Raw genomic sequence first — 21,600 nt, forward strand, 5'->3', positions numbered from 1 at the left:
ACTGCACCTGACGAGGAAGGGCGTCGCGGAATGGAGGGGGCGTTGATGCGAGCGCGGAGGCGCGGCCGGCAGATCTTCCGGTGTCGGTCCAGGCGCACTGACGCATGAAGATCCGGCCGTTAGCTTCGTGGTGGGCAATTCTCGGCGAGCTTTTGCAGCCTTCCGTCATCGGACGTTCGGAGTCTTCGTTACTGCGCGCCTGACGCGTACCGTGCTGCCGAACGCAGCGTCGGTTGCAGGCCTGCGGCCGACGACGGACGCAGCGATGCGGGTCTTTTTTATGGATTCGCTGAGCGATCGTAATCAGAATCCCGGCAGATAACACGAAGTGTCGTTGTCTTCATCGTGAAGGCCGTAACTGCACGCGAACGGACCGATTCGATTTTTGGCGAGCTTGGGTGTTGGCTTGGGTGTTGAAATGTTCGATGTCCGTTCATCGCTCAACCGAGCGTTGATACGAATCGAATCGGGCTGGAGGAAGGTGGATTCAGCCAAAAGGACTGCAGTCGTGTCGGACTGAATGACGGATGCGTGCCGTAAGGGGGCAAAAGGGGCACGCGTGCGTTTGATCGCTCAAACGCCCGCGTGCCCCCAGTCACCTCAATGCCGGTGCGACGTCCTCGGCGCCGGGTCGGCCTTGACGGCCGGCGGCGTATCCGAGTCTTCGTTGCTGCGCGCCCAGAAGAACCGGTCGGGCAGGTACGCACCCATGCCGGGCCGGAACGCGTCACGCACGGCCTGGTACAGATATTCCTGCGCTTCGCGAACCGCTTCGGGCGGCTCCTGGCCGTTCGCGAGCAGCGCCGCGATGGCCGCGCCCAGCGTGTCGGTGATGCCCATCAGCCGGTGCGGCGAGCGATCCCACATGTCCTCGCGGAGCTGGCCTTCCTCGCCGTACAGCGTGTTGACGAGCCGGTGCGAGCCCGTCTCGGACGACAGGATGTACTCGCAGCCTTGCGACAGCAGGTGCGAGACGGCCGCGTCGAGATTCGGCGCCTCGGCGTCGCCGTCCGGCTGCGCGAGCGCGATCAGCGTCGCGTAGTCGGCGACCAGCAGCGTGGTTTGAGGCGCCAGCAGGTCGGCGATCGATTCGCGCAGGTCGTCGGCTGCGAGCACGTGCTCGTCGTCGAGCGTGAAGTCGGGCGCGAGCACGAGCGGCACGCCGTCGTAGTCGGCGACCACCTCGGCGATCGCGCTCACGACTTCCGCGCGCGTCGCCGCGCCGATCTTGAACGCCGCAACCGGCATGTCTTCGAGCAGCATGCGCGCCTGGGCGGCGACCACGTCGGGATCGAGGCCGGTCACTTCGTCGCAGGCGGCCGAGTCGCGCACGGTGTAGCCCGTCATGACGGACACGCCATGACAGCCCATGCTCGCCAGGGTCAACAGATCGGCTTGAATGCCAGAGCCGCCGGTGGGGTCGGACAGGCCAAAGGTGAGGACGATCGGAGGGGCGTTGCTGGACATGTAAAAATGGGGCAAGAGAAAAACGGGAAAGCGACGGGCATGCGGACGGCGAGGCGAAATGGGCGTTTTCGGCCCTGTGTTGCCCGGCAGGCCGCACTTTTCAGCCATTATGCGGCGGAATCCGGCCCGCACGACGGATTTTTTAGCGCAGCGCAACGTAGTCGCGTTACTCCAGCGCGATTGCTAGGCAGTCCGGCCCCGACACGGTACCATCATGGCTCCCGAATTTACCGACTTTCCCGACGCGGCTTAAGATGGAATACAAGAGCTGGATGTGCCTGATTTGTGGCTGGATTTACGACGAAGAAGCCGGGCTGCCGGAAGAGGGCATTGCCCCGGGCACGCGCTGGGAAGACGTCCCGATCAACTGGACGTGTCCTGAATGCGGCGCCCGCAAGGAAGACTTCGAGATGGTCCAGATCTGACCGGACCCTTGGCCCACGGACACACCGCTCAGGCCTCGCATCGGCCCGGCGCTCGCGCGCCGGGGCTTGCGCGAGCGAGTTGACGATGACAGGCGCGCGTGTCCATGAGGCCCGAACCGGCGAACGTTCCCCACCCTGACGCACTGCCCAACCCGCGCGGCGGAGCCGTGCGTGCGGCCGACGCATGGCTTGCGGCGGCCGCCGACGCTTTCGAGCATCGCGACGATGCGGCCGCACCGCTGTCCGCTGCAGCGGCCGTGCTGGCGGAAGCCGGCTGGCTGCCGGCCGCGCGTTTCGCGGGGCAGCTGTCGGCGGCTGCGCCGCTCGTCGCCACCGAGCCGACTTCGGCCGGCTGGCGTGCCGCGCTGCGCGATTTCCGCGCGGCAGTCGCACGCCACAACCTGCGCGAGCTTGCCTGCTCGCCCGTTCTCTTCGAACACTTCAGTGCCTTGCGTGCGCAAAGCGCCGCCGACCTGCGCGCGCATGCGCCGCTCGACGCGCTCGCGCTCGTTGGCCGCGCGGTGCCGCCAGCCGCGCTGCGCGTGCTGCCCGACGCGTTCGCGACCCGGATTCGCGCCCGCTACGAACAGGCGTTGCTCGGCGTGCTGCGCGCGGAACACGGCGCGCCCGATGCGGCACTCGACGAACTCGATGCGATGCTGGCCGCGCTCGCCGGCGACGATCCATACGATTTCTGGCGGCTCGCGGCCGCATGCGTGCGTGCGCTGCGTGCCAGCGGCGCGCCCGAACTGAAGCGATTTCTCGCGCGGACGAACCTGCTGCTCGGCGAGCACGCGCAGGGCCGGCGCAGTGCGCCGCCCGAACTCGTGCGCGAGACGGTGGCGCTGCTGTGGCGCGATTTCGCGCTGTTCGGCGCCGCGGCCGAGGATGTCGCGCTCGTCGACGTGCTGCACGACTACGGGCTGACGGTCGACTGGCACGTCGCGGGCACGCCCGCGTCCGAAGCGCTGTGGGAGGCCGATGCCGCCCGGGCCGAGCACGACGCGGTTGCCGCCGCGCCGACTCGCGCACTCGGCGTCGTGACGGTCAACGCGCATGCCTACGAGGATTTCCTGCAGACGGCCGACGCGTCGATGGCCGACCTTGCTACCGATCCGGCGAGAGCCGATGCGGGGGCCGCATGGCATGCGTCCGGCGCCGCCTACCGGGTCGGCACGGCCGCGTGCGCGCTCGGGCTCGGTCACGCGGCACTCCTGGCCGACACGCTCGGCCTCGCGTGGCGGCGTGCGGCGCACGGCGTGCCGCTCGCCGACGGCGGCCTCGATGCGCACGGCCACGCGTCCGACATGCTGCGCGCGGCGCTGCTGAAGATCGCAGCCGGTGTTGCGCCGCCGGACCTCACGGCGGCGTCCGGCGCGCTCGGCGCGGCGCTCGGCCGGGCCTGACGAACAAGGGGACGGACACGCGCCGGCGGCCCTTGCCGCGCGGGCCCGCAACACGCTGCCGACAGCGCCCGCGCGCGTGTTAGAGTGCCGTGTGATCCGTGCGCGCCGTTGCCAGCGCGGTGCGGCGTTGCTTGTTGATCGCGGCCCGGTCAGGCCGCGGCGTCTTTGCTAAAATTCAAACCATGTCAAAGCCTTCCGATCGCATCAATCTCACCAACCAGTTCCTGATCGCCATGCCGAACATGGCCGATCCGACGTTCTCGGGAACGGTGGTCTATCTTTGCGATCACAGCGAGCGCGGTGCGCTCGGCCTCGTCATCAATCGTCCTACCGACATCGACCTCGAATCGCTGTTCAACCGCATCGACCTGAAGCTCGACATCGAGCCGCTGCTGCACATCCCTGTGTACTTCGGCGGCCCGGTACAGACCGAGCGCGGTTTCGTGCTGCACGAGCCGGTGGAGGGCGCGAGCTACAACTCGTCGATGTCCGTCGAGGGCGGGCTGGAGATGACCACGTCGAAGGACGTGCTCGAGGCGGTCGCGACGGGCACCGGCCCGAAGCGCTTCCTGCTGACGCTCGGCCATGCCGGCTGGGGTGCCGGGCAGCTCGAGGAAGAAATTTCCCGCAACGGCTGGCTGACGGTCGCCGCCGATCCGCGCATCGTGTTCGACACGCCGGCCGAAGAGCGCTTCGAAGCCGCACTCGGCCTGCTCGGCGTCAGCTCGTCGATGCTGTCCGGCGAAGCAGGGCACGCATGAGTGGCGCGAGCGCGCGCGATGCGACGCTCCTGGCGTTCGACTACGGCGAAAAACGTATCGGCGTCGCGGTCGGCAACGCGCTGACGCGCTCGGCCCGTGCGCTCGTCGTAATCCAGAACCTGAACCGCGAACACCGTTTCAAGGCGGTTGGCGACCTGCTGGCCGAATGGCGGCCGGACGCGCTCGTCGTCGGCCTGCCGATGCATCCGGACGGCACGCCGCACGACATGACGCAGCAGGCGAAGCGCTTCGGCAACCAGCTGAACGGCCGCTTCGGGCTGCCCGTCACGTGGGTCGACGAGCGCTATTCGTCGGTGGAGGCCGAGGCCGGGCTGCGCGAGCGCAACGTGCGCGGCCGCGCCCTGGCCGACATGCTCGATGCCGAGGCCGCGCGCGTCATCCTTCAACAGTATCTCGATCAATTGTCCGACCATGAGCACCATTGACGCCGAGGCGCTTTACCGCGTCCTGCTCGACCAGATCCGCGCCGCGTACGGCACGGCTTTCGCCGAACCGGGCGGCCCGCGGCTCGCCGGCATTCACAGCGGCGGCGCATGGCTTGCCGAGCGCCTCGCGCGCGATCTCGGCGCGCCGGCGTTCGGTGTCGTGAACGTCGCGCTGCACCGCGACGATTACGCGAAGAAGGGGCTGCACAGCCAGGCCAGCCCGACGTCGCTGCCGTTCGAGATCGACGGCGCGCGCATCGTGCTCGTCGACGACGTGCTGTTTACCGGGCGCACCGTGCGCGCGGCACTCAACGAGTTGTTCGACTACGGCCGTCCGGCCGCGGTCGAGCTCGCGGTGCTCGCCGATCGCGGCGGCCGCGAGCTGCCGGTTGCCGCGCGCTTCGCGGGCGGCGCGCTCGACGTGCCGGCCGGCGCGACGCTCGTGCTCGCACGCGACGATGCGCAGTTCACGCTGCGCGTCGAGGCGCACGGCGCCTGAACGACACGCGAACCGTATCCCGGGCCGCTGGTTTTCACCGCGGCCCGTTTGCATAGTTGGAATCACGCACACCATGACCACCGACACCACTGGCCGCACCGGCAATCCCGCTGCGGCCGCGAGCCCCGACCGGTTCCGCTACGGCTTCCTGAAGGGCAACCCGCAGCTCACGAAAAACGGCGAGCTGAAGCACCTGCTGTCGATCGAGGGCCTGCCGCGCTCGATCGTCAACCATATCCTCGATACGGCCGAGCAGTTCGTCAGCGTGACGGACCGTGAAGTGAAGAAGGTGCCGCTGCTGCGCGGCAAGTCCGTGTTCAACCTGTTCTTCGAGAACTCGACGCGCACACGCACGACCTTCGAGATCGCCGCGACGCGCCTGTCGGCCGACGTGCTGAACCTGAACATCAATGCATCGTCGACGAGCAAGGGCGAATCCCTGCTCGACACGATCAACAACCTGTCGGCGATGCATGCCGACCTGTTCGTCGTGCGCCACGCGTCGAGCGGCGCGCCGTACCTGATCGCCGAGCACTGCGCGCCGCACGTGCACGTGATCAACGCCGGCGACGGCCGCCATGCGCACCCGACGCAGGGCCTGCTCGACATGTACACGATCCGTCACTACAAGCGCGACTTCACGAAGCTGCGCGTGGCGATCGTCGGCGACATCCTGCATTCGCGCGTCGCGCGCTCCGACATCCATGCACTCACCACGCTCGGCGTGCCGGAAGTGCGCGCGATCGGCCCGCGCACGCTGCTGCCCGGCGGTCTCGAGCAGATGGGCGTGAAGGTGTTCCACAACCTCGACGAAGGGCTGAAGGGCGTCGACGTGATCATCATGCTGCGCCTGCAGAACGAGCGGATGAGCGGCGCGCTGCTGCCGTCCGCGCAGGAGTACTTCAAGACGTGGGGCCTGACGCCCGAGCGCCTTGCGCTCGCCGCGCCCGACGCGATCGTGATGCACCCGGGGCCGATGAACCGCGGCGTCGAGATCGATTCGCAGGTCGCCGATGGCCCGCAGTCGGTGATCCTCAACCAGGTCACCTTCGGCATCGCCGTGCGGATGGCGGTGATGGGCATCGTCGCCGGCAACAGCGACTGAGCCCGTTTCGCGCATCCTTCATCAGGCATTCAACGCATTCAACGTATTCACAGACAGCGCATGAAGATTCATATCAAAGGCGGCACGCTGATCGACCCGGTCGCCGGCACCGAGCAGCAGGCCGACGTATTCGTCGCGGACGGCACGATCGCCGCGCTCGGCACGGCGGCGCCGGCCGGATTCAACGCGGACAAGACGATCGACGCGGCTGGCCTGATCGTCGCGCCCGGCCTCGTCGACCTGTGTGCGCGGTTGCGCGAACCCGGCTACGAGCACAAGGCGACGCTCGCGTCCGAGATGGCCGCGGCCGTCGCGGGCGGTGTCACGACCCTCGTGTGTCCGCCGGATACCGACCCCGTGCTCGACGAGCCGGGCCTCGTCGAGATGCTCAAGTTCCGCGCGCGCAACCTGCGCCAGGCGAATGTGCATCCGCTCGGCGCGCTGACGGTCGGCCTCAAGGGTGAGGTGATCACCGAGATGGTCGCGCTGACCGAGTCCGGTTGCGTCGGCTTCACGCATGCCAACGTGCCGGTGCGCGACACGCAGGTGCTGCTGCGCGCGCTGCAGTACGCGAGCACTTACGACTACACCACGTGGCTGCGCCCGCAAGACGCATTCATCGGCCGCGGCGGTGTCGCCGCGAGCGGTGCGCTGGCGTCGCGGCTCGGGCTGTCCGGCGTGCCGGTCGCGGCCGAGACGATCGCGTTGCACACGATCTTCGAACTGATGCGCGTGACGGGCGCGCGCGTGCATCTCGCGCGGTTGTCGTCCGCCGCCGGCCTCGCGCTCGTGCGCGAGGCGAAGGCCGAGGGGCTGCCCGTGACCTGTGACGTCGGTGTCAATCACGTGCACCTGATCGACGTCGACATCGGCTATTTCGATTCGCAGTTCCGGCTCGATCCGCCGCTGCGCAGCGAGCGCGATCGCGAAGCGATTCGCGTGGCGCTCGCCGACGGCACGATCGATGCGATCTGCTCCGACCACACGCCGGTCGACGACGACGAGAAGCTGCTGCCGTTCGGCGAAGCGACGCCGGGCGCGACGGGGCTCGAGCTGCTGCTGTCGCTGACGCTGAAGTGGGCCGACGAGACGCGCACGCCGCTCGCGCAGGCGCTGCGCCGCATCACGTCCGCGCCGGCCGATGTGCTGAAGCTGCCGGCCGGCCGCCTCACCGAAGGCGGCGCGGCCGACCTGTGCGTGTTCGACCCGCGTGCACACTGGCGTGTCGAGCCGCGGGCGCTGAAGAGCCAGGGCCACAACTCGCCGTTCCTCGGCTACGAACTGCCGGCCACCGTGCGCGCGACGCTCGTGGCCGGGCAGGTCGCATTCGAGCGCCACTGAACCACGCCGGACTCTCGCCATGATTGCCATTCGCAAGCTGCGTCTCGTCTTTCACCTGTTGCGCGGCATGGCGATCGTCGCGCTGCGTTTTTCGCACGTCACGCCCGCGCGCCGCGCCGAGCTGATACGCCGCTGGTCGCTCAAGCTGCTGCGGATCTGCGGGATGCGTCTCGTCGTCCATAACGACAGCGCGCGGCTCGACGCGAGCGCGCTCGTGGTCGGCAATCACGTGTCGTGGCTCGACATCTACACGGTCAACGCATGGCGGCCGACGCCGTTCGTGTCGAAAGCCGAGGTGCGGCAGTGGCCGGTGGTCGGCTGGCTCGCCGAGAAGCTCGACACCGTGTTCCTGCAGCGCGAGAAGCGCACCGAGGCGATGCGTGTCATGCACGAGATGGCCGAGCGCCTGCGTAACGGCGGGCTGATGTGCGTGTTTCCGGAAGGGACGACGACCGACGGGCAGGAACTGCTGCCGTTCCATGCGAACCTGTTCCAGGCCGCGGTGTCGGCCGGCTGCGCGGTGCAGCCGATCTGCCTGATGTACGAGGATGCGCAGGGGCGGCAGTCGGTCGCGCCAGCGTATACGGGCGAACTGGCGCTGGGCACGTCGCTCGACATGGTGTTGCGCGGCGGCCCGCTCGTCGCGCACCTGTACGTGTGTGAACCGATCGCGCCGGGTGGCGACCGGCGCGCGACGTCCGCGGCGGCGCGCGATGCGATCGCGGCTGCGCTTGCAAAGCTGCAGGAGAAGGTTGGCAAGCCGACGGCCGAGTCGCTCGCGGAATTGCAGAAGCATGCGTATCCGGCGACCGGGCTCGGCGCCGGTGCGGCGGGCGACGCGGCGGCCGAGGAGCCGGTGCCGGGGCGCGAGGGGTGAGACGCGGCGCTTCCGGCGGCCGGGCGAATCAGTGTGCCGTCACTCGCCGCCCGGCGTGCGGCACGCTTCGCACTGCACCTGCGTGACCGTGCGCCGGGCCGGATCGGCCGTGAGCCGCACGGCCGACAGCTGGTTCCCCCACACACATCCCGAATCGAGCGCGACGACGTTGTCTCGCACCATCAGGCCGAGTGCGGCCCAGTGCCCGAACACGACCGTCACGTCCTCCGTGCGGCGCCCCGGCACGTCGAACCACGGCAGGTAGCCGGGCGGCGCGCTGTCTGGGCCGCCGTTCGCCTTGAATTCCATCACGCCGTCGGGCGTGCAGAAGCGCACGCGCGTGAATGCGTTGAATGCGACGCGCATCCGGTCGCGCTTTTTCAGGTTCGGACTCCATTGGTTCGGCTCGTTGCCGTACAGGCCTTGCAGCGTGTCGCGCCAGTCGGGGGCGCGCAACGCGCGCTGCAGTTCGTCCGCGAGTTCGAGCGCGAGCGTGGCATCCCATTGCGGCAACACGCCGGCGTGCACGAGCAGCTTTCCGTCTTCGACATGCACGAACGGGCGATGGCGGACCCAGTCGAGCAGCGCGTCGGCGTCGGGCGCGTCGAGGATCTCGCCGATGGTGTCGCCCGGGCGCTCGGTGCGCAGGCCGGCGGAGACCGCGAGCAGGTGCAGGTCGTGGTTGCCGAGCACGACGGTCGCGCGCGGGCCGAGGTCGACGACCGCGCGCAGCGCAGCGAGGGAGCCCGGGCCGCGGTTGACGACGTCGCCGGCGATCCAGAGGGGCGTGTCGGCGGGGGCTGAAAGCTTGTCGAGCAAAGACTGGAAAGCTGAATGGCAGCCTTGGATGTCGCCGATGGCGATGGGGGGGAGGGTCATGAGAGGCAAGGTGTGACGAATCCTGGCGCTGATCGAAAAAGGGGGGCGATCGCTGGCGGGCGACTTCGCGCGTAATCGAACAATTTTAACGTATTGATTTGAATGCCGATTTTTTGGTGGCGGAGGAGCCGGCGGACTGTTTCAAGTTGTTAGCGACATGGCGTTTGACCGACGCAGCTTCTTATAATTGGCCGCTCCTCAACAAAATTAGCATTTCATGACTTTGACGGTTAAGGTCAGCAGTTAGAATGCCCGCCTTGGGGGGACGCGCACGGTGACGTCGCGTTCGGAGTTTGTGGCGGCCCTTGCTTGAGGCACGCCATGTATGACTAAAGGGAGCCTCATGATCCTGGTGACGGGCGGCGCGGGTTTTATCGGCGCCAATTTCGTAATCGACTGGCTGCGTCAATCCGACGAGGCCGTGCTCAACGTCGACAAGCTTACCTACGCAGGCAACCTTCGTACGCTGCAATCGTTGAACGGAAGCCCGAAGCACGTATTCGCTCGCGTCGACATCTGCGATCGCGCGGCACTCGATACGCTGTTGGCCGCCCACCGGCCGCGCGCGATCCTGCATTTCGCAGCGGAAAGCCACGTCGATCGCTCGATTCACGGTCCGGCCGAGTTCGTTCAGACGAACGTGGTCGGCACCTTTACGCTGCTCGAAGCCGCGCGTCAGTACTGGGGTGCGTTGCCCGAGGTGGAGCAAGCCGGCTTCCGGTTCCTGCACGTGTCGACCGACGAAGTGTTCGGTTCGCTGTCCCCGACCGATCCACAGTTCTCCGAAACGACGCCGTATGCGCCCAACAGCCCGTATTCGGCGACGAAGGCTGGCTCTGATCACCTGGTGCGTGCGTATCACCATACATACGGCCTGCCGACGCTGACGACCAATTGCTCGAACAACTACGGCCCGTACCAGTTCCCCGAAAAGCTCATTCCGCTGATGATTGCCAATGCACTCGCCGGCAAGCCGCTGCCCGTCTACGGCGATGGTAAGAACGTGCGCGACTGGCTGTACGTCGGCGATCACTGCAGCGCGATTCGCGAAGTGCTCGCGCGCGGCGTGCCGGGCGAGACGTACAACGTCGGCGGCTGGAACGAAATGACGAACCTCGACGTCGTGCATACACTGTGCGATCTGCTCGATAGCGCGCGGCCCAGGGCGCAAGGTTCGTATCGCGATCAGATTGCATACGTGAAGGATCGTCCGGGGCACGATCGCCGTTACGCGATCGACGCGCGCAAACTCGAGCGCGAACTCGGCTGGAAACCGGCCGAGACGTTCGCGACCGGCCTCGCGAAGACGGTATTCTGGTATCTCGACAACCAGGCGTGGTCCGACGAGGTGGCCTCGGGCGAATACCGCAAGTGGGTCGAGACCAACTACGCAGAGCGCGTTTGACAGGAGCGGTGATGACACGCAAGGGCATCATTCTGGCCGGCGGCTCAGGCACGCGGCTCTATCCGATCACGCACGCGGTCTCGAAGCAATTGCTGCCGGTGTACGACAAGCCGATGATCTATTACCCGCTGTCGACGCTGATGATCGCGGGCATCCGGGACGTGCTGATCATCTCGACACCGCAGGACACCCCGCGCTTCGCGTCGATGCTCGGCGACGGCAGCCAGTGGGGGATGCATATCGAGTATGCGACGCAGCCGTCGCCGGACGGGCTCGCGCAAGCGTTCGTCATCGGCCGTGACTTCGTCGGCAACGATCCGTCGGCGCTCATCCTCGGCGACAACATTTTCTACGGGCACGATCTCGCGAAGCAGCTCGAGCGCGCGAACGAGCGCGATGCAGGCGCGACCGTGTTCGCCTATCACGTGCACGACCCCGAGCGCTACGGCGTGGTGGAGTTCGACCGGAACTTCCGCGCGCTGTCGATCGAGGAGAAGCCAGCGAAACCGCGTTCGCAGTATGCGGTCACGGGGCTGTACTTCTATGACAACCGCGTGTGCGACATCGCGGCAGACATCAGGCCGTCCGCACGAGGCGAACTGGAAATCACGGACGTCAATTCGCGGTATCTCGCGGACGGCACGTTGAACGTCGAGATCATGGGGCGCGGCTACGCGTGGCTCGATACCGGCACGCACGATTCCCTGATCGAGGCCGCGACGTTCATCGCGACGCTGCAGAAGCGTCAGGGGCTCGTGGTTGCGTGTCCTGAAGAGATCGCGTATCGCCGCAACTGGATCGACGCGGAACAGGTGCTGAAACTGGCGCAGCCGCTCGCGAAGAATGCCTACGGGCAGTACCTCCGGAACCTTCTCACCCATCAGGTCGCATGGCAATCCACGTAACGTCAACGGCGTTGCCCGACGTCAAGCTCATCGAGCCGAAGGTTTTCGGTGACGCACGCGGCTATTTTTACGAGAGCTTCAACGCACGCGAGTTCTCGCAACGCGTTGGATCCGATGTCGAATTCGTTCAGGACAACCATTCGCGGTCGACCAAGGGGGTGCTGCGTGGGCTGCACTACCAGATCGAACATGCGCAGGGAAAGCTCGTGCGCGTGATCGAAGGCGAGGTGTTCGATGTCGCGGTGGATATTCGCCGCAGCTCCCCGAATTTCGGCAAGTGGGTCGGCGTGGTCCTGTCGGCCGACAACCATCGTCAGCTTTGGGTGCCGCCCGGTTTCGCGCACGGATTCGTCGTGCTGTCGGAGGCCGCGCAATTCCTTTACAAGACCACCGACTACTGGTTTCCCGAGCACGAGCGCAGCATCGTCTGGAACGACCCGGAGGTCGGCATCGCATGGCCGATCGACGGCGAACCGGTCCTGGCGCCGAAGGACGCGGCAGGCAAGCGTCTGAGCGAGTCCGATGTCTATGCGTAAGACCGACCCGAACGCCGCGCCGACGATCCTTGTAACGGGTGTGAACGGTCAGGTCGGCTTCGAACTGCTGGGGACGCTGCAGGGGCTCGGCCGCGTGGTGCCGTGCGACCGAGCGACGCTCGATCTGTCCGATACCGAACGCGTGCGGGCATTCGTGCGCGACGTGAAGCCGTCGCTGATCGTCAATCCGGCCGCCTATACGGCGGTGGACCAGGCCGAGAACGATGTCGATGTCGCGCGTCGGCTGAACGCCGACGTGCCACGCGTGTTCGCGGAAGAAATGGCGCGCAGCGGCGGTGCGCTGGTTCACTACTCGACCGACTACGTGTTCGACGGCACGAAAGCGGAGGCGTACGAGGAAACCGACGCGACGAATCCGTTGAACGTCTACGGCGCGACGAAGCTCGACGGCGAGCGGGCGATCGCGGCGACGGGATGTGCGCACCTGATTCTGCGAACGAGCTGGGTGTATGGCCGTCGGGGCAGAAACTTCCTGCCGACGATGCTGAGGCTGGGTGCCGAGCGACCGGCGTTGCGGATCGTTGCGGACCAGATCGGTGCGCCGACTTGGGCGAGGACCATCGCGGCCGCCACGGCGCACATCGTCGCGCAGGGCGCGGCGTCGAGCGACGCCGACTGGTGGGCAAGCCGCTCCGGTGTATACCACCTCACGTCGGCTGGCGCGACCTCCTGGTGCGGCTTTGCCGAAGCCATCTTCGCGACCGCGAAGGTGGCGCCTGCACCGCAGGTCGAGCCGATCGCGTCGAGCGAGTATCCGACGCCGGCGCGGCGGCCTGCGAATTCGAGATTGGTGCTGGACAAACTGAGTGCGACGTTCGGGCTGCAGATGCCGGACTGGCGCGAGGCGCTGGCGCTGTGTCTGGGCGAGTGATCCCGGTCTGCCCGCATGCGTGCGACCGTCGAGTGGGCGCAGGCCCGAGTGACGGTCGTGTCGGATCGTTCACGGGTGGCAAGGTGCTGGCCCCGGCCTGACGACGACCGGCGTGGCGCATTCGGCGATGTCGAGGTGACCGTTCGGTAACGATTGGATGCCGATCGGGACCGATGTGGGGCCGGATGGTTGCGCGGCAAGTGTCTTCGGGCCTGTTCTGGCGGCCGTTCCAGGGTGACGGTCGTTTTCGGGGGATTGGCGCCGGCTATAATTCCATTCTGGCCGGGTTGGGCATGACCGGCTGGCAACTACGCCGGCGGGTGTATGGATGTAAGTGGCGAAGGCGTTGGCTTCGCCAGCGAATACTAAATCTGGAGTGAATGTGATGTTAATCCCCGTCATCCTGTCCGGTGGTGCCGGTACGCGACTTTGGCCCGTCTCTCGCGAAGGGCATCCCAAACCGTTCATGAAGCTCGCCGATGGCGAGAGTCTGCTGCTGAAGACCTACCGTCGCGCTGCTGCGGTGGTTGGCGGCGGTGAGGATGTGTCGTGCGGAGAATTGCTGACGGTCACCAACCGCGACTACTACTTCATGAGCAAGGACGAGTTCGCGAGCGCGTCGCTCGGCGAACAGCGGCCCGGCGTGTTCATGCTCGAGCCGGCCGGTCGCAACACGGCACCCGCCGTGGCGATGGCGGCGCATCACGTCGCTGAAAAATACGGGCGCGACGCACTGATGCTGGTGCTGGCGGCCGATCACCTGGTGCAGGACCAGAAGGGTTTCGTGGCCGCCGTCGCGAGCGCGGCCGAACTGGCGAAGCAGGGTCGGCTGGTGACGTTCGGCATCGTACCGACGAGCCCGGATACCGGCTTCGGCTACATCGAGGCCGGGGAACCGGTTGGGGCCGGCCGTGCAGCGCTGCGCTTCGTCGAGAAGCCGGATGCCGCGAAGGCGGCCGAGTACCTGGCGGCGGGCAACTACCTGTGGAATTCGGGCATGTTCTGTTTCAAGGCCGGCGTCATTCTCGACGAGATGGCGCGTCATGCGCCGGACGTCGCCGCTGCCGCGGAATCATGCTGGGCAGCGGTGCAGGAAGCGAACAAGGCGTCGACGCAGATGCTCGAGATTCCCGCCGAAGCATTCGAGAAAATGCCCGACATCTCGATCGACTATGCGGTGATGGAGCGCTCGTCGAACGTGGCGGTGGTGCCTTCGAGCTTCGGCTGGAGCGACATCGGTTCGTGGGGCGCGGTGCGTGACCTGGTCGAGCCGGACGAGGACAGCAACCGTGCTGTCGGCGATGCGATCTTCGTCGATAGTCGCAACATGTACGTGCAGACGCAGGATCGCGTCGTGGCGTCGGTCGGCGTGGCTGACCTGATGATCATCGATACGCCCGACGCATTGCTGGTCGCGCATCCCGACCGCGCGCAGGATGTGAAGCAGGTCGTCGCGCGCCTGAAGAAACGCAATCACGACGCATACAAGCTGCATCGCACGGTGAGCCGCCCGTGGGGCACCTATACGGTCCTGGAAGAAGGGCCGCGGTTCAAGATCAAGCGTATCGAAGTGAAGCCGGGCGGGAGCCTGAGCCTGCAGATGCATCATCATCGCAGCGAGCACTGGATCGTCGTGAGCGGGATGGCCAAGGTCGTCAACGGCGATCAGGAAATCTTCGTCCGGACCAACGAGTCCACCTATATTCCTGCCGGGCACAAGCACCGCCTCGAGAATCCGGGTGTGCTGGACCTCGTGATGATCGAGGTGCAGAGCGGCGAGTATCTGGGAGAGGACGACATCGTTCGTTTCCAAGACGTTTACGGGCGCGCGTGATGCTGGGAATATTCAAAGCCTTGTGGAGCTACCGCGGCTTCATACTGGGGAGCGTGAAGCGTGAGTTCCAATCCAAGTACCGCAACTCCTTGCTGGGCGCGGCATGGACGGTGCTCAACCCACTGTCGATGATCGTGGTTTACACGGTGATCTTCTCCGGTGTCATGCACAATCGCTTGCCTGGGGTGGAGAACCGTTTTGCATACAGCGTTTACCTGTGCGCGGGTGTGCTTACTTGGGGCCTATTCACGGAGATCGTCGGTCGGGGGCAGAACACCTTCATCGAAAATGCGAACCTGCTCAAGAAATTGAGTTTCCCGCGTCTCTGCCTGCCAGTGATCGCGGTGGCCAATGCCTTGGTCAACTTTGGCATTGTGTTCGGGCTGTTCACCGTGTTTTTGATGTTTTCCGGTAATTTTCCCGGCTTGGCCTTTGTCGCTCTGATACCCACGATCGCTTTGCTGGTGTTATTTGCCGTTGGTCTGGGCATTACATTGGGTGTGCTCAACGTGTTCTTCCGCGACGTGGGCCAGTTCTTCGGTATTGTCCTTAGTTTCTGGTTTTGGATGACGCCCATTGTTTACTCAGTGAGCATATTGCCCGAGCGCGTTCAGTCTTGGATGCGCTTCAACCCCATGTCGCGGTTGATTGAAGCCTTTCAGACGATTCTGGTGCGGGGGGCTTGGCCCAACTGGTATAGCCTATGGCCCGTGTTGGTGTTGGCATTAGCGTTGTGCGGGTTGGGCTTTACTCTCTTCCGCAAACATGCGGGTGAAATGGTGGATGAACTCTGATGGGCACCATTGTCGTTAGAAATCTGGGCAAGGCCTACAAAAAGTACCCCTCGCGCTGGTCACGCCTATTGGAGTGGCTGGACCCGCGCGGCAAACCTCGTCACGAACTGCATTGGGTGCAGCAAGGCCTGAATTTTGAAGTACGCGCGGGCGAGGCCGTGGGCATTATCGGCATGAACGGCGCGGGCAAGAGTACCTTGCTCAAGATGATCGTCGGTACTACCCAACCTACCACTGGCTCCGTCGAGATGACGGGCCGCGTGGCGGCATTGCTGGAGTTGGGTATGGGCTTTCATCCAGACTTCACAGGCAGGCAGAACGCTATCATGGCGGGCCAATTGTTGGGCATGAGTGTAGAAGAGATTTTGACGCTCATGCCCGATATCGAGGCTTTCGCCGAGATCGGTGAGTACATTGATGAACCGGTGCGAGTGTATTCCAGCGGCATGCAGGTGCGGCTGGCCTTCGCCGTGGCAACGGCTCGCCGCCCCGACGTGCTCATTGTGGACGAGGCCCTGTCAGTGGGCGATGCCTACTTCCAGCACAAAAGCTTCGACCGCATCCGTGAGTTCCGCAAGCGGGGAACCACGCTTCTGATCGTGTCGCACGACAAGCAGGCTATCCAGTCCATCTGTGATCGCGCCATTTTGCTCGACGCCGGCAAGCTCGCTATGGAGGGCGAGCCCGAAGCAGTAATGGACTACTACAATGCATTACTTGCAGATCATCAAAATCAAAGCGTGCAGCAGGAAGTTTTGGAAAATGGCAAGGTGCAGACAGTTTCTGGAACTGGCGAGGCCGTCGTCGAAGATATTGCGCTGTTGGATATTAACGGAAAGCGAATCGAAGTAGTAGACGTCGGTCAATCCGTGACGTTACGCGTGGATGTGCGTGTTCATGCCTTTATCGAGCGTTTGGTATTGGGTTACGGCATTAAAGATAGATTGGGTCAAGTGGTTTATGGCACCAATACGGATTTGAAGAAGCAGCCTCTGGTTAATGTTCGCGCTGGTTCTTTGGTTCGGTTCAATGTTAATTTCTCGGCTTCGTTGGGGGCTGGGACGTATTCCATACAGACTGCACTGGTCAGCACTGATACGCATTTGGTCCATAATTACGAGTGGCGTGATCTGGCATTGGTTTTTAATGTCATTAACGTCAGCAAGCCGACGTTTGTGGGATTGGCGTGGATCGATCCGGAAATTGGTATAGAGCAACGATGAGATTTATTTCTTACGCACAGAATCTCGAGGATGTCATTCTCTGGCGTGCTTTGAAGGCAGTGGAGAAGGGTTTCTATATCGACGTAGGGGCTAATGATCCGAATATCGATTCGGTAACCAAGGCGTTTTATGAGCGAGGTTGGCGCGGCATTAATGTTGAACCACTGCGATCTCATTGGGATGATCTGCAGCGGGATCGTCCCGAGGATACCAATCTCCAGTGTGCGGCTGGTGCGGCCAGTGGTGAGCTAGATCTTTGGGAAGCTGATGTTCGCGGTTGGGCCACGTCTTCTCCGTCGGTGATAAAGAAACACCAGGAGGACGGGCACAACGGAACTTGGCACAAAGTGGCAGTGCGGACCCTGACTGAGATTTGCAAAGAATACGCCCCTAGTGATATCCATTTTCTAAAGGTGGATGTTGAGGGCTTTGAGCAGTCTGTCATTGCCGGAATGAATTTCGAGCAATACCGTCCTTGGATTGTCGTTGTTGAGGCGACGCTACCCAATTCGATAGTGGAAAACTATCAGTTGTGGGAGCCAATGCTGGTGCAGCATGGCTACAGCCTCGTCTATGCTGACGGTTTGAATAGGTACTATCTCGCTCGCGAGCATGGTGACCTAGCGGAGGCGTTTAAGTATCCTCCCAACGTGTTTGACGGTTTTGTACGGAGCGACCAAGTACTTTTGGAGGGAAGTCTTCAGAAGGCACAAGAACAACTGCATCAATCACAAGAGCATTGGTGTCAGTCACAAGAGCAATTGCATCGATTGCAAGAGCATTGGTCTCAGTCACAAGAGCAATTGCATCAATTGCGAGAGCAATTGCATCAATCGCAAGAGCAATTCCGGGCGGCCCAAGAGAGCCGCGCCGCGCTGCAGGCTGAGAACGCGCAGATGCGCGACCTTGCCGCACGTATGCAAGAGGTCGAGGATGCTCTGGCACATGCATCTGGACAGCATGCACAGGTCGCAACGCAATTGGCTGCAGTTTATGCGAGCAACTCTTGGCGCATTACTGCGCCTTTGCGGAAACTAAGCATCTTGGTGTCTTCCGCGTCGTTGAGGGGCAAGATCTTGACTAAGGTCTTGCTTCGATATGCAGCCGTGCGTATTGACCGATATCCGCAGGTCAAGCGCGTCATGTTGATGGTCCTTAATCGATTGCCCGCGCTGAAGGGGCGACTGGCCCGGATACTTGTCCAACAAACCTCGATACTTCCGGTGTTGCGTAAGGACGCAGAAGGCGGATTGCTGGCGAATCCAAGCGTATTGCCATCAGCACCGAGTATTCCAGAAGCAATGCTTTTGCCCGAAGTCGCGTCGAGCACGCGTCGATGGGTGCGTTTGGTCGGACACGTCGAGGGTCACTACAGCCTTGCCATCGTTAACCGAGGATTGGCTGGCGCATTGGAGCAGGTTACCCGGAAGTTGGTGAGTTTCGTGCCTTATCACGGAACGCCATATACTGAGGTTCCGAATTTGCCTCCTGACCAGGACGAAGTTCTGCATCAGGCGCTCCGAAGGAGTATTCCTGCCGAGGCTGTTGATGATGCGATTTCAATCGTCCATCACTACCCGTTTATCAATGACGATCTGCCTGCAGGGCAGCGAGGCATGGTGTTCTTTTGGGAGGAAACTTCGGTTCCAGAGGGCATTGTTAATCATATAAATGCTTTTTTTGACTTGGTGTGGGTTGCCGCGGAATCGGTTAAACGCGCCTTGATCAACTCTGGCTGTAGTGTTCCAATTTTTGTCATTCCTATTGGTATTGATCATCTCGTATCCGATGATGTACAGCCATTGGGTGATTTGCGTGTGACCGAGGGGCAGCGTTTCCGCTTTTTACATGTATCGTCGGTATTCGAACGCAAGGGTGTTGATGTGCTGCTGACATCCTATTTGAAGGCGTTTACCGCTGACGACGACGTTGAGCTATACATTAAGACGTTTCCCAATCCGCACAACCAAATTGGTGCGCAACTGAAGGAAATTAGCGCCGAATTTGAGAGACCTGCTCGCGTTGTCATCGATGAGAACCCACTTGACGACGAAGGGTTGCTGGCGCTTTATCGCACTGCACATGCCATGGTATTGCCAACGCGCGGTGAAGGTTTCAATCTTCCGGCAGCGGAAGCCCTCGCTATGGCTTTGCCTGTAATTACCACTGGTTATGGCGCTCAAGTTGATTTTTGCACCCGTGCGACGTCCACACTAGTGAACTTCCACTTCGCTCCGTCACGTAGCCACGTCCGGTCCAGTGACTCTTGCTGGATGGAGCCTGACGCGGCCGATTTGACCGCTAAGCTACGTATACTCCATAAGCGGGTCCTGGCTGAAGATCCGGAACTAAACGCTCAACGACAAGTCGCTTTGAACCACGTGCGGAGCACCTACCGTTGGGAAAATAGTGCGCGCAGTTTATTGGCGAGTGCGGGGTGGCTTGCAGATTGCAAACCAGTAAATAAATTCGAGTCATTGCACTTGGCATTGGTGAGTCCATGGGCGACACGCTGCGGTATCGCTGAATACAGCCACAAACTGCTAGTCGCCGTGAATGACAACCCGGGGGTACAGCTGAACGTTTATTGTGACGACCGCACGGATTCGGCCCCGGCTAATGCGCTGGTCAGTTGGCGCGTGGGCGCTAATGACACAGTGCCTGAAGTATTGGATCGTATTGCAAAAACGGATGCGCAGGTTGTATTGGTGCAGCATCAGCCAAGCTTGTTCCCGCTTTCTGAGATTTGCTGCCAGCGTTTGGCGGCATTGCATGATCAGGGGCGAGTAGTGGTATTGGAGTTGCATTCCACATTGCCGTTGCTGGAGGAGTGCCGTGTAACCGCGGCAGCAGTCAAGCTGTTGGCCAAGCTTGATCGCATCATTGTGCACAAGCCAGAAGACCTGAATCATATGTTGGCCCTGGGTCTGGCCGATAACGTAATGCTTTTGCATCATGGTGTAATCCAGCCATTGGACGAGCCTCATGAACAAGGTGCACGCGCAGAACTCGGAATACCAGGTGATGCGCTGGTTTTAGGATGTTTTGGTTTCGCCCTTCCGCATAAAGGTATCGATACGTTGGTTGAAGTTATCGAGCCGCTTTCAAAGGCCGTCGGGCGAGCTGTTCATCTGGTCGCATTGAATTCGATACTTGATGAGCGCAGTGAGCAAATAATATTGCACTGTCAGGAGCGCGCACGTCAGCTAGGTGTGAATGATAAAATTTCGTGGATTACCGACTATCGATCAATAGAAACCTGCCAGAGGCTTTTGGGTGCGGCGGATTACATTGTGTTTCCGTACCGAGATACTCGCGAAAGTGCCAGCGGTGCTGTAACTATTGGCTTGTCTACACTTAAGCCAGTTTTGGTTAGCCCATTGGAGATTTTTTCCGATTTGGCAGATGTGACTTGGAAGATGGAAGGGAACGGCGCCGCGGATGTCCTTCGTGCGGTGCAGAGTCTGCATGCTCAATCCCAACTCACTACCGATTTGATTGAGCGCCAACGCGCTTGGCTTCAAGCTCGAGATTGGAGCAAGTTGTCGACTCGTTTGCTGACTTTGATGGCGACACTGCGTCGAGAGCGTCAACTAGCAGATGTAGTGGCTCCTGCTCGCCATGACTGGCTAGCGATGTGGGAGGAAAATCAGCGGAAACAGTTGTTGGTCGATGTGTCGGAGATCTACCATCGCGATGCCCGAACAGGGATTCAACGTGTGGTCCGAAATGTGCTCGCTGAATTGTTCCGGACCCCGCCGGACGGTTATGAAATAAGGCCGGTATATGGTGATAAAGGCCAAGGATTTCGATATACAGGTAAATTCAGTCCTGAGGGGAGTTCTTGGCGCGATGGTTTGCCAATCGAGGTGCGGTCGGGCGATATATTCCTCGGTCTCGACTTGGCTGCGCATTTGTTTCCTGAGGCTGAGCAAGATATATCCGATTTTCGTCTTTCTGGTGCTCGTGCGTACTATGTAATCTACGATATTATTCCGCTGCGTGACCCACATCATACTGTTGCGGGAATAACCCAGGCATTTCATGCATGGTTGAGCTCGTTGGTAAACTGTGCTGATGGTTTGGTGTGCATTTCTCAGGCTGTTGCGCATGATGTCGAGGCTTGGTTGAGAAATCAGTTCCCGGATAAATCGCTGCCGAGAATTGACTATTTCCACCTTGGGGCGGATATTGATTTTGCAACACCTGTTCAAGATTCATCGGTTGAGTCGGATCGTGTCTTGGAGGCGATGAAGATCGATACGTCCTTCCTTATGGTCGGGACGCTGGAGCCGAGAAAAGGACATGAGCAAGTGCTGGATGCTTTTGAACAGCTCTGGAGAGACGGTCTTAAAGTCAATCTGGTAATTGCTGGAAAGCAGGGATGGATGGTGGATGGGCTGGCTAAACGTTTACGCAATCATTCTGAACTTAATAAACGCCTTTTCTGGTTGGAAGGTGTGAGTGATGTGTATTTGGAGAAGCTTTACGCCGCAGGGGCGTGTTTGATTGCCGCTTCTTACAATGAGGGATTTGGTCTTCCGCTGATCGAGGCGGCGCAGCATCGACTGCCGATTATCGCCAGGGGGATACCAGTGTTTCGAGAAGTGGCTGGTAAATTTGCATTTTATTTTGCTGGAGAAAAGCCGGAGGATCTGGCTCAATCCGTGTCTGAGTGGTTGAGTTTATATAAGGATGGGTTGCATCCGCGGTCAGGCGATATGCCTTGGCTTACTTGGAAGGAAAGTACAAAAATGATGCTCGAGAACGTTATTCCTGTTGCTGAGTCGCGGGAATGAATTTTC

General features: G+C 62.1%; 18 protein-coding genes. 16 read left to right on the forward strand and 2 right to left on the reverse strand.

Features of this window, described 5'->3' with window-relative positions; genetic code table 11:
• Nucleotides 1-600 precede the first annotated feature (600 nt).
• Nucleotides 601-1,467 (reverse strand): hydroxymethylpyrimidine/phosphomethylpyrimidine kinase, encoded by an 867-nt coding sequence (locus tag LXE91_RS09215; protein ID WP_039361143.1) that lies wholly within the window; start codon nt 1,465-1,467, stop codon nt 601-603.
• A 254-nt stretch (nt 1,468-1,721) separates the two neighbouring features.
• Here LXE91_RS09215 and LXE91_RS09220 point away from each other — a divergent pair, with 254 nt between their 5' ends.
• The 8 genes from LXE91_RS09220 (at nt 1,722) to LXE91_RS09255 (ending at nt 8,327) form a co-directional block, all read left to right on the forward strand.
• Nucleotides 1,722-1,892 carry a rubredoxin gene (locus LXE91_RS09220; protein ID WP_004186709.1) on the forward strand — a complete coding sequence of 57 codons (171 nt, stop codon included), beginning with the start codon at nt 1,722-1,724 and terminating at the stop codon, nt 1,890-1,892.
• Between the two features lie 104 nt (nt 1,893-1,996).
• Complete coding sequence (locus LXE91_RS09225; protein WP_039361137.1) at nt 1,997-3,298, forward strand: FimL-related protein; 1,302 nt, start codon at nt 1,997-1,999, stop codon at nt 3,296-3,298.
• 182 nt (nt 3,299-3,480) lie between these two features.
• Nucleotides 3,481-4,059 carry a YqgE/AlgH family protein gene (locus LXE91_RS09230; protein ID WP_011351143.1) on the forward strand — a complete coding sequence of 193 codons (579 nt, stop codon included), beginning with the start codon at nt 3,481-3,483 and terminating at the stop codon, nt 4,057-4,059.
• Entirely contained in the window at nt 4,056-4,505 is a 450-nt protein-coding gene (gene ruvX / locus LXE91_RS09235) for a Holliday junction resolvase RuvX (RefSeq protein ID WP_039361135.1), read from the forward strand. Before LXE91_RS09230 ends, ruvX begins: the two co-directional genes overlap by 4 nt.
• Nucleotides 4,492-5,004: a bifunctional pyr operon transcriptional regulator/uracil phosphoribosyltransferase PyrR gene (pyrR, locus tag LXE91_RS09240; protein ID WP_039361132.1), complete on the forward strand. Its 513-nt coding sequence runs from the start codon at nt 4,492-4,494 to the stop codon at nt 5,002-5,004. The genes ruvX and pyrR overlap by 14 nt, the downstream gene beginning before the upstream one ends.
• Nucleotides 5,005-5,077: 73 nt before the next feature.
• Nucleotides 5,078-6,109: an aspartate carbamoyltransferase catalytic subunit gene (locus tag LXE91_RS09245; RefSeq protein ID WP_006476735.1), complete on the forward strand. Its 1,032-nt coding sequence runs from the start codon at nt 5,078-5,080 to the stop codon at nt 6,107-6,109.
• A 60-nt stretch (nt 6,110-6,169) separates the two neighbouring features.
• A complete protein-coding gene (locus LXE91_RS09250) occupies nt 6,170-7,450 on the forward strand; it encodes a dihydroorotase (RefSeq protein ID WP_039361128.1) in 1,281 nt (426 codons plus the stop codon).
• A 19-nt stretch (nt 7,451-7,469) separates the two neighbouring features.
• Complete coding sequence (locus LXE91_RS09255) at nt 7,470-8,327, forward strand: lysophospholipid acyltransferase family protein (protein ID WP_039361126.1); 858 nt, start codon at nt 7,470-7,472, stop codon at nt 8,325-8,327.
• Nucleotides 8,328-8,366: 39 nt separating this feature from the next.
• Here the strand turns inward: LXE91_RS09255 and LXE91_RS09260 are convergent, their stop codons facing one another.
• Entirely contained in the window at nt 8,367-9,206 is an 840-nt protein-coding gene (locus LXE91_RS09260; RefSeq protein WP_039361123.1) for a symmetrical bis(5'-nucleosyl)-tetraphosphatase, read from the reverse strand.
• 343 nt (nt 9,207-9,549) lie between these two features.
• Here LXE91_RS09260 and rfbB point away from each other — a divergent pair, with 343 nt between their 5' ends.
• The 8 genes from rfbB to LXE91_RS09300 all read left to right on the forward strand — a co-directional run bounded on the left by rfbB (nt 9,550) and on the right by LXE91_RS09300 (nt 21,594).
• Nucleotides 9,550-10,611 (forward strand): dTDP-glucose 4,6-dehydratase, encoded by a 1,062-nt coding sequence (gene rfbB, locus LXE91_RS09265; RefSeq protein ID WP_039361120.1) that lies wholly within the window; start codon nt 9,550-9,552, stop codon nt 10,609-10,611.
• A gap of 11 nt (nt 10,612-10,622) precedes the next feature.
• A complete protein-coding gene (gene rfbA, locus LXE91_RS09270) occupies nt 10,623-11,516 on the forward strand; it encodes a glucose-1-phosphate thymidylyltransferase RfbA (RefSeq protein WP_039361116.1) in 894 nt (297 codons plus the stop codon).
• Nucleotides 11,501-12,052, forward strand: coding sequence for a dTDP-4-dehydrorhamnose 3,5-epimerase (rfbC, locus tag LXE91_RS09275; RefSeq protein WP_039361113.1), 552 nt, complete (start codon nt 11,501-11,503; stop codon nt 12,050-12,052). Before rfbA ends, rfbC begins: the two co-directional genes overlap by 16 nt.
• Entirely contained in the window at nt 12,045-12,944 is a 900-nt protein-coding gene (gene rfbD, locus LXE91_RS09280; protein WP_039361111.1) for a dTDP-4-dehydrorhamnose reductase, read from the forward strand. Before rfbC ends, rfbD begins: the two co-directional genes overlap by 8 nt.
• Nucleotides 12,945-13,329: 385 nt before the next feature.
• A complete protein-coding gene (locus LXE91_RS09285) occupies nt 13,330-14,778 on the forward strand; it encodes a mannose-1-phosphate guanylyltransferase/mannose-6-phosphate isomerase (RefSeq protein ID WP_039361109.1) in 1,449 nt (482 codons plus the stop codon).
• Complete coding sequence (locus LXE91_RS09290) at nt 14,778-15,572, forward strand: ABC transporter permease (RefSeq protein ID WP_039361107.1); 795 nt, start codon at nt 14,778-14,780, stop codon at nt 15,570-15,572. Before LXE91_RS09285 ends, LXE91_RS09290 begins: the two co-directional genes overlap by 1 nt.
• Nucleotides 15,572-16,795: an ABC transporter ATP-binding protein gene (locus tag LXE91_RS09295; protein ID WP_039361104.1), complete on the forward strand. Its 1,224-nt coding sequence runs from the start codon at nt 15,572-15,574 to the stop codon at nt 16,793-16,795. Before LXE91_RS09290 ends, LXE91_RS09295 begins: the two co-directional genes overlap by 1 nt.
• Nucleotides 16,792-21,594: an FkbM family methyltransferase gene (locus LXE91_RS09300; RefSeq protein WP_076841713.1), complete on the forward strand. Its 4,803-nt coding sequence runs from the start codon at nt 16,792-16,794 to the stop codon at nt 21,592-21,594. The genes LXE91_RS09295 and LXE91_RS09300 overlap by 4 nt, the downstream gene beginning before the upstream one ends.
• Nucleotides 21,595-21,600 lie beyond the last annotated feature (6 nt).

It is taken from the genome of Burkholderia contaminans (assembly GCF_029633825.1).
Classification (GTDB): domain Bacteria; phylum Pseudomonadota; class Gammaproteobacteria; order Burkholderiales; family Burkholderiaceae; genus Burkholderia; species Burkholderia contaminans.

What these genes read in the sequence shown, in the direction of transcription:
- rfbC (WP_039361113.1), top strand. Translation starts at nt 11,501, where the DNA reads ATGGCAATCCACGTAACGTCAACGGCGTTGCCCGACGTCAAGCTCATC.
- LXE91_RS09295 (WP_039361104.1), top strand. Translation starts at nt 15,572, where the DNA reads ATGGGCACCATTGTCGTTAGAAATCTGGGCAAGGCCTACAAAAAGTAC.
- LXE91_RS09220 (WP_004186709.1), top strand. Translation starts at nt 1,722, where the DNA reads ATGGAATACAAGAGCTGGATGTGCCTGATTTGTGGCTGGATTTACGAC.
- LXE91_RS09225 (WP_039361137.1), top strand. Translation starts at nt 1,997, where the DNA reads ATGAGGCCCGAACCGGCGAACGTTCCCCACCCTGACGCACTGCCCAAC.
- ruvX (WP_039361135.1), top strand. Translation starts at nt 4,056, where the DNA reads ATGAGTGGCGCGAGCGCGCGCGATGCGACGCTCCTGGCGTTCGACTAC.
- rfbA (WP_039361116.1), top strand. Translation starts at nt 10,623, where the DNA reads ATGACACGCAAGGGCATCATTCTGGCCGGCGGCTCAGGCACGCGGCTC.
- LXE91_RS09290 (WP_039361107.1), top strand. Translation starts at nt 14,778, where the DNA reads ATGCTGGGAATATTCAAAGCCTTGTGGAGCTACCGCGGCTTCATACTG.
- pyrR (WP_039361132.1), top strand. Translation starts at nt 4,492, where the DNA reads ATGAGCACCATTGACGCCGAGGCGCTTTACCGCGTCCTGCTCGACCAG.
- LXE91_RS09230 (WP_011351143.1), top strand. Translation starts at nt 3,481, where the DNA reads ATGTCAAAGCCTTCCGATCGCATCAATCTCACCAACCAGTTCCTGATC.
- LXE91_RS09300 (WP_076841713.1), top strand. Translation starts at nt 16,792, where the DNA reads ATGAGATTTATTTCTTACGCACAGAATCTCGAGGATGTCATTCTCTGG.
- LXE91_RS09250 (WP_039361128.1), top strand. Translation starts at nt 6,170, where the DNA reads ATGAAGATTCATATCAAAGGCGGCACGCTGATCGACCCGGTCGCCGGC.
- LXE91_RS09260 (WP_039361123.1), bottom strand. Translation starts at nt 9,206, where the DNA reads ATGACCCTCCCCCCCATCGCCATCGGCGACATCCAAGGCTGCCATTCA.
- LXE91_RS09285 (WP_039361109.1), top strand. Translation starts at nt 13,330, where the DNA reads ATGTTAATCCCCGTCATCCTGTCCGGTGGTGCCGGTACGCGACTTTGG.
- rfbD (WP_039361111.1), top strand. Translation starts at nt 12,045, where the DNA reads ATGCGTAAGACCGACCCGAACGCCGCGCCGACGATCCTTGTAACGGGT.
- LXE91_RS09255 (WP_039361126.1), top strand. Translation starts at nt 7,470, where the DNA reads ATGATTGCCATTCGCAAGCTGCGTCTCGTCTTTCACCTGTTGCGCGGC.
- LXE91_RS09215 (WP_039361143.1), bottom strand. Translation starts at nt 1,467, where the DNA reads ATGTCCAGCAACGCCCCTCCGATCGTCCTCACCTTTGGCCTGTCCGAC.
- LXE91_RS09245 (WP_006476735.1), top strand. Translation starts at nt 5,078, where the DNA reads ATGACCACCGACACCACTGGCCGCACCGGCAATCCCGCTGCGGCCGCG.
- rfbB (WP_039361120.1), top strand. Translation starts at nt 9,550, where the DNA reads ATGATCCTGGTGACGGGCGGCGCGGGTTTTATCGGCGCCAATTTCGTA.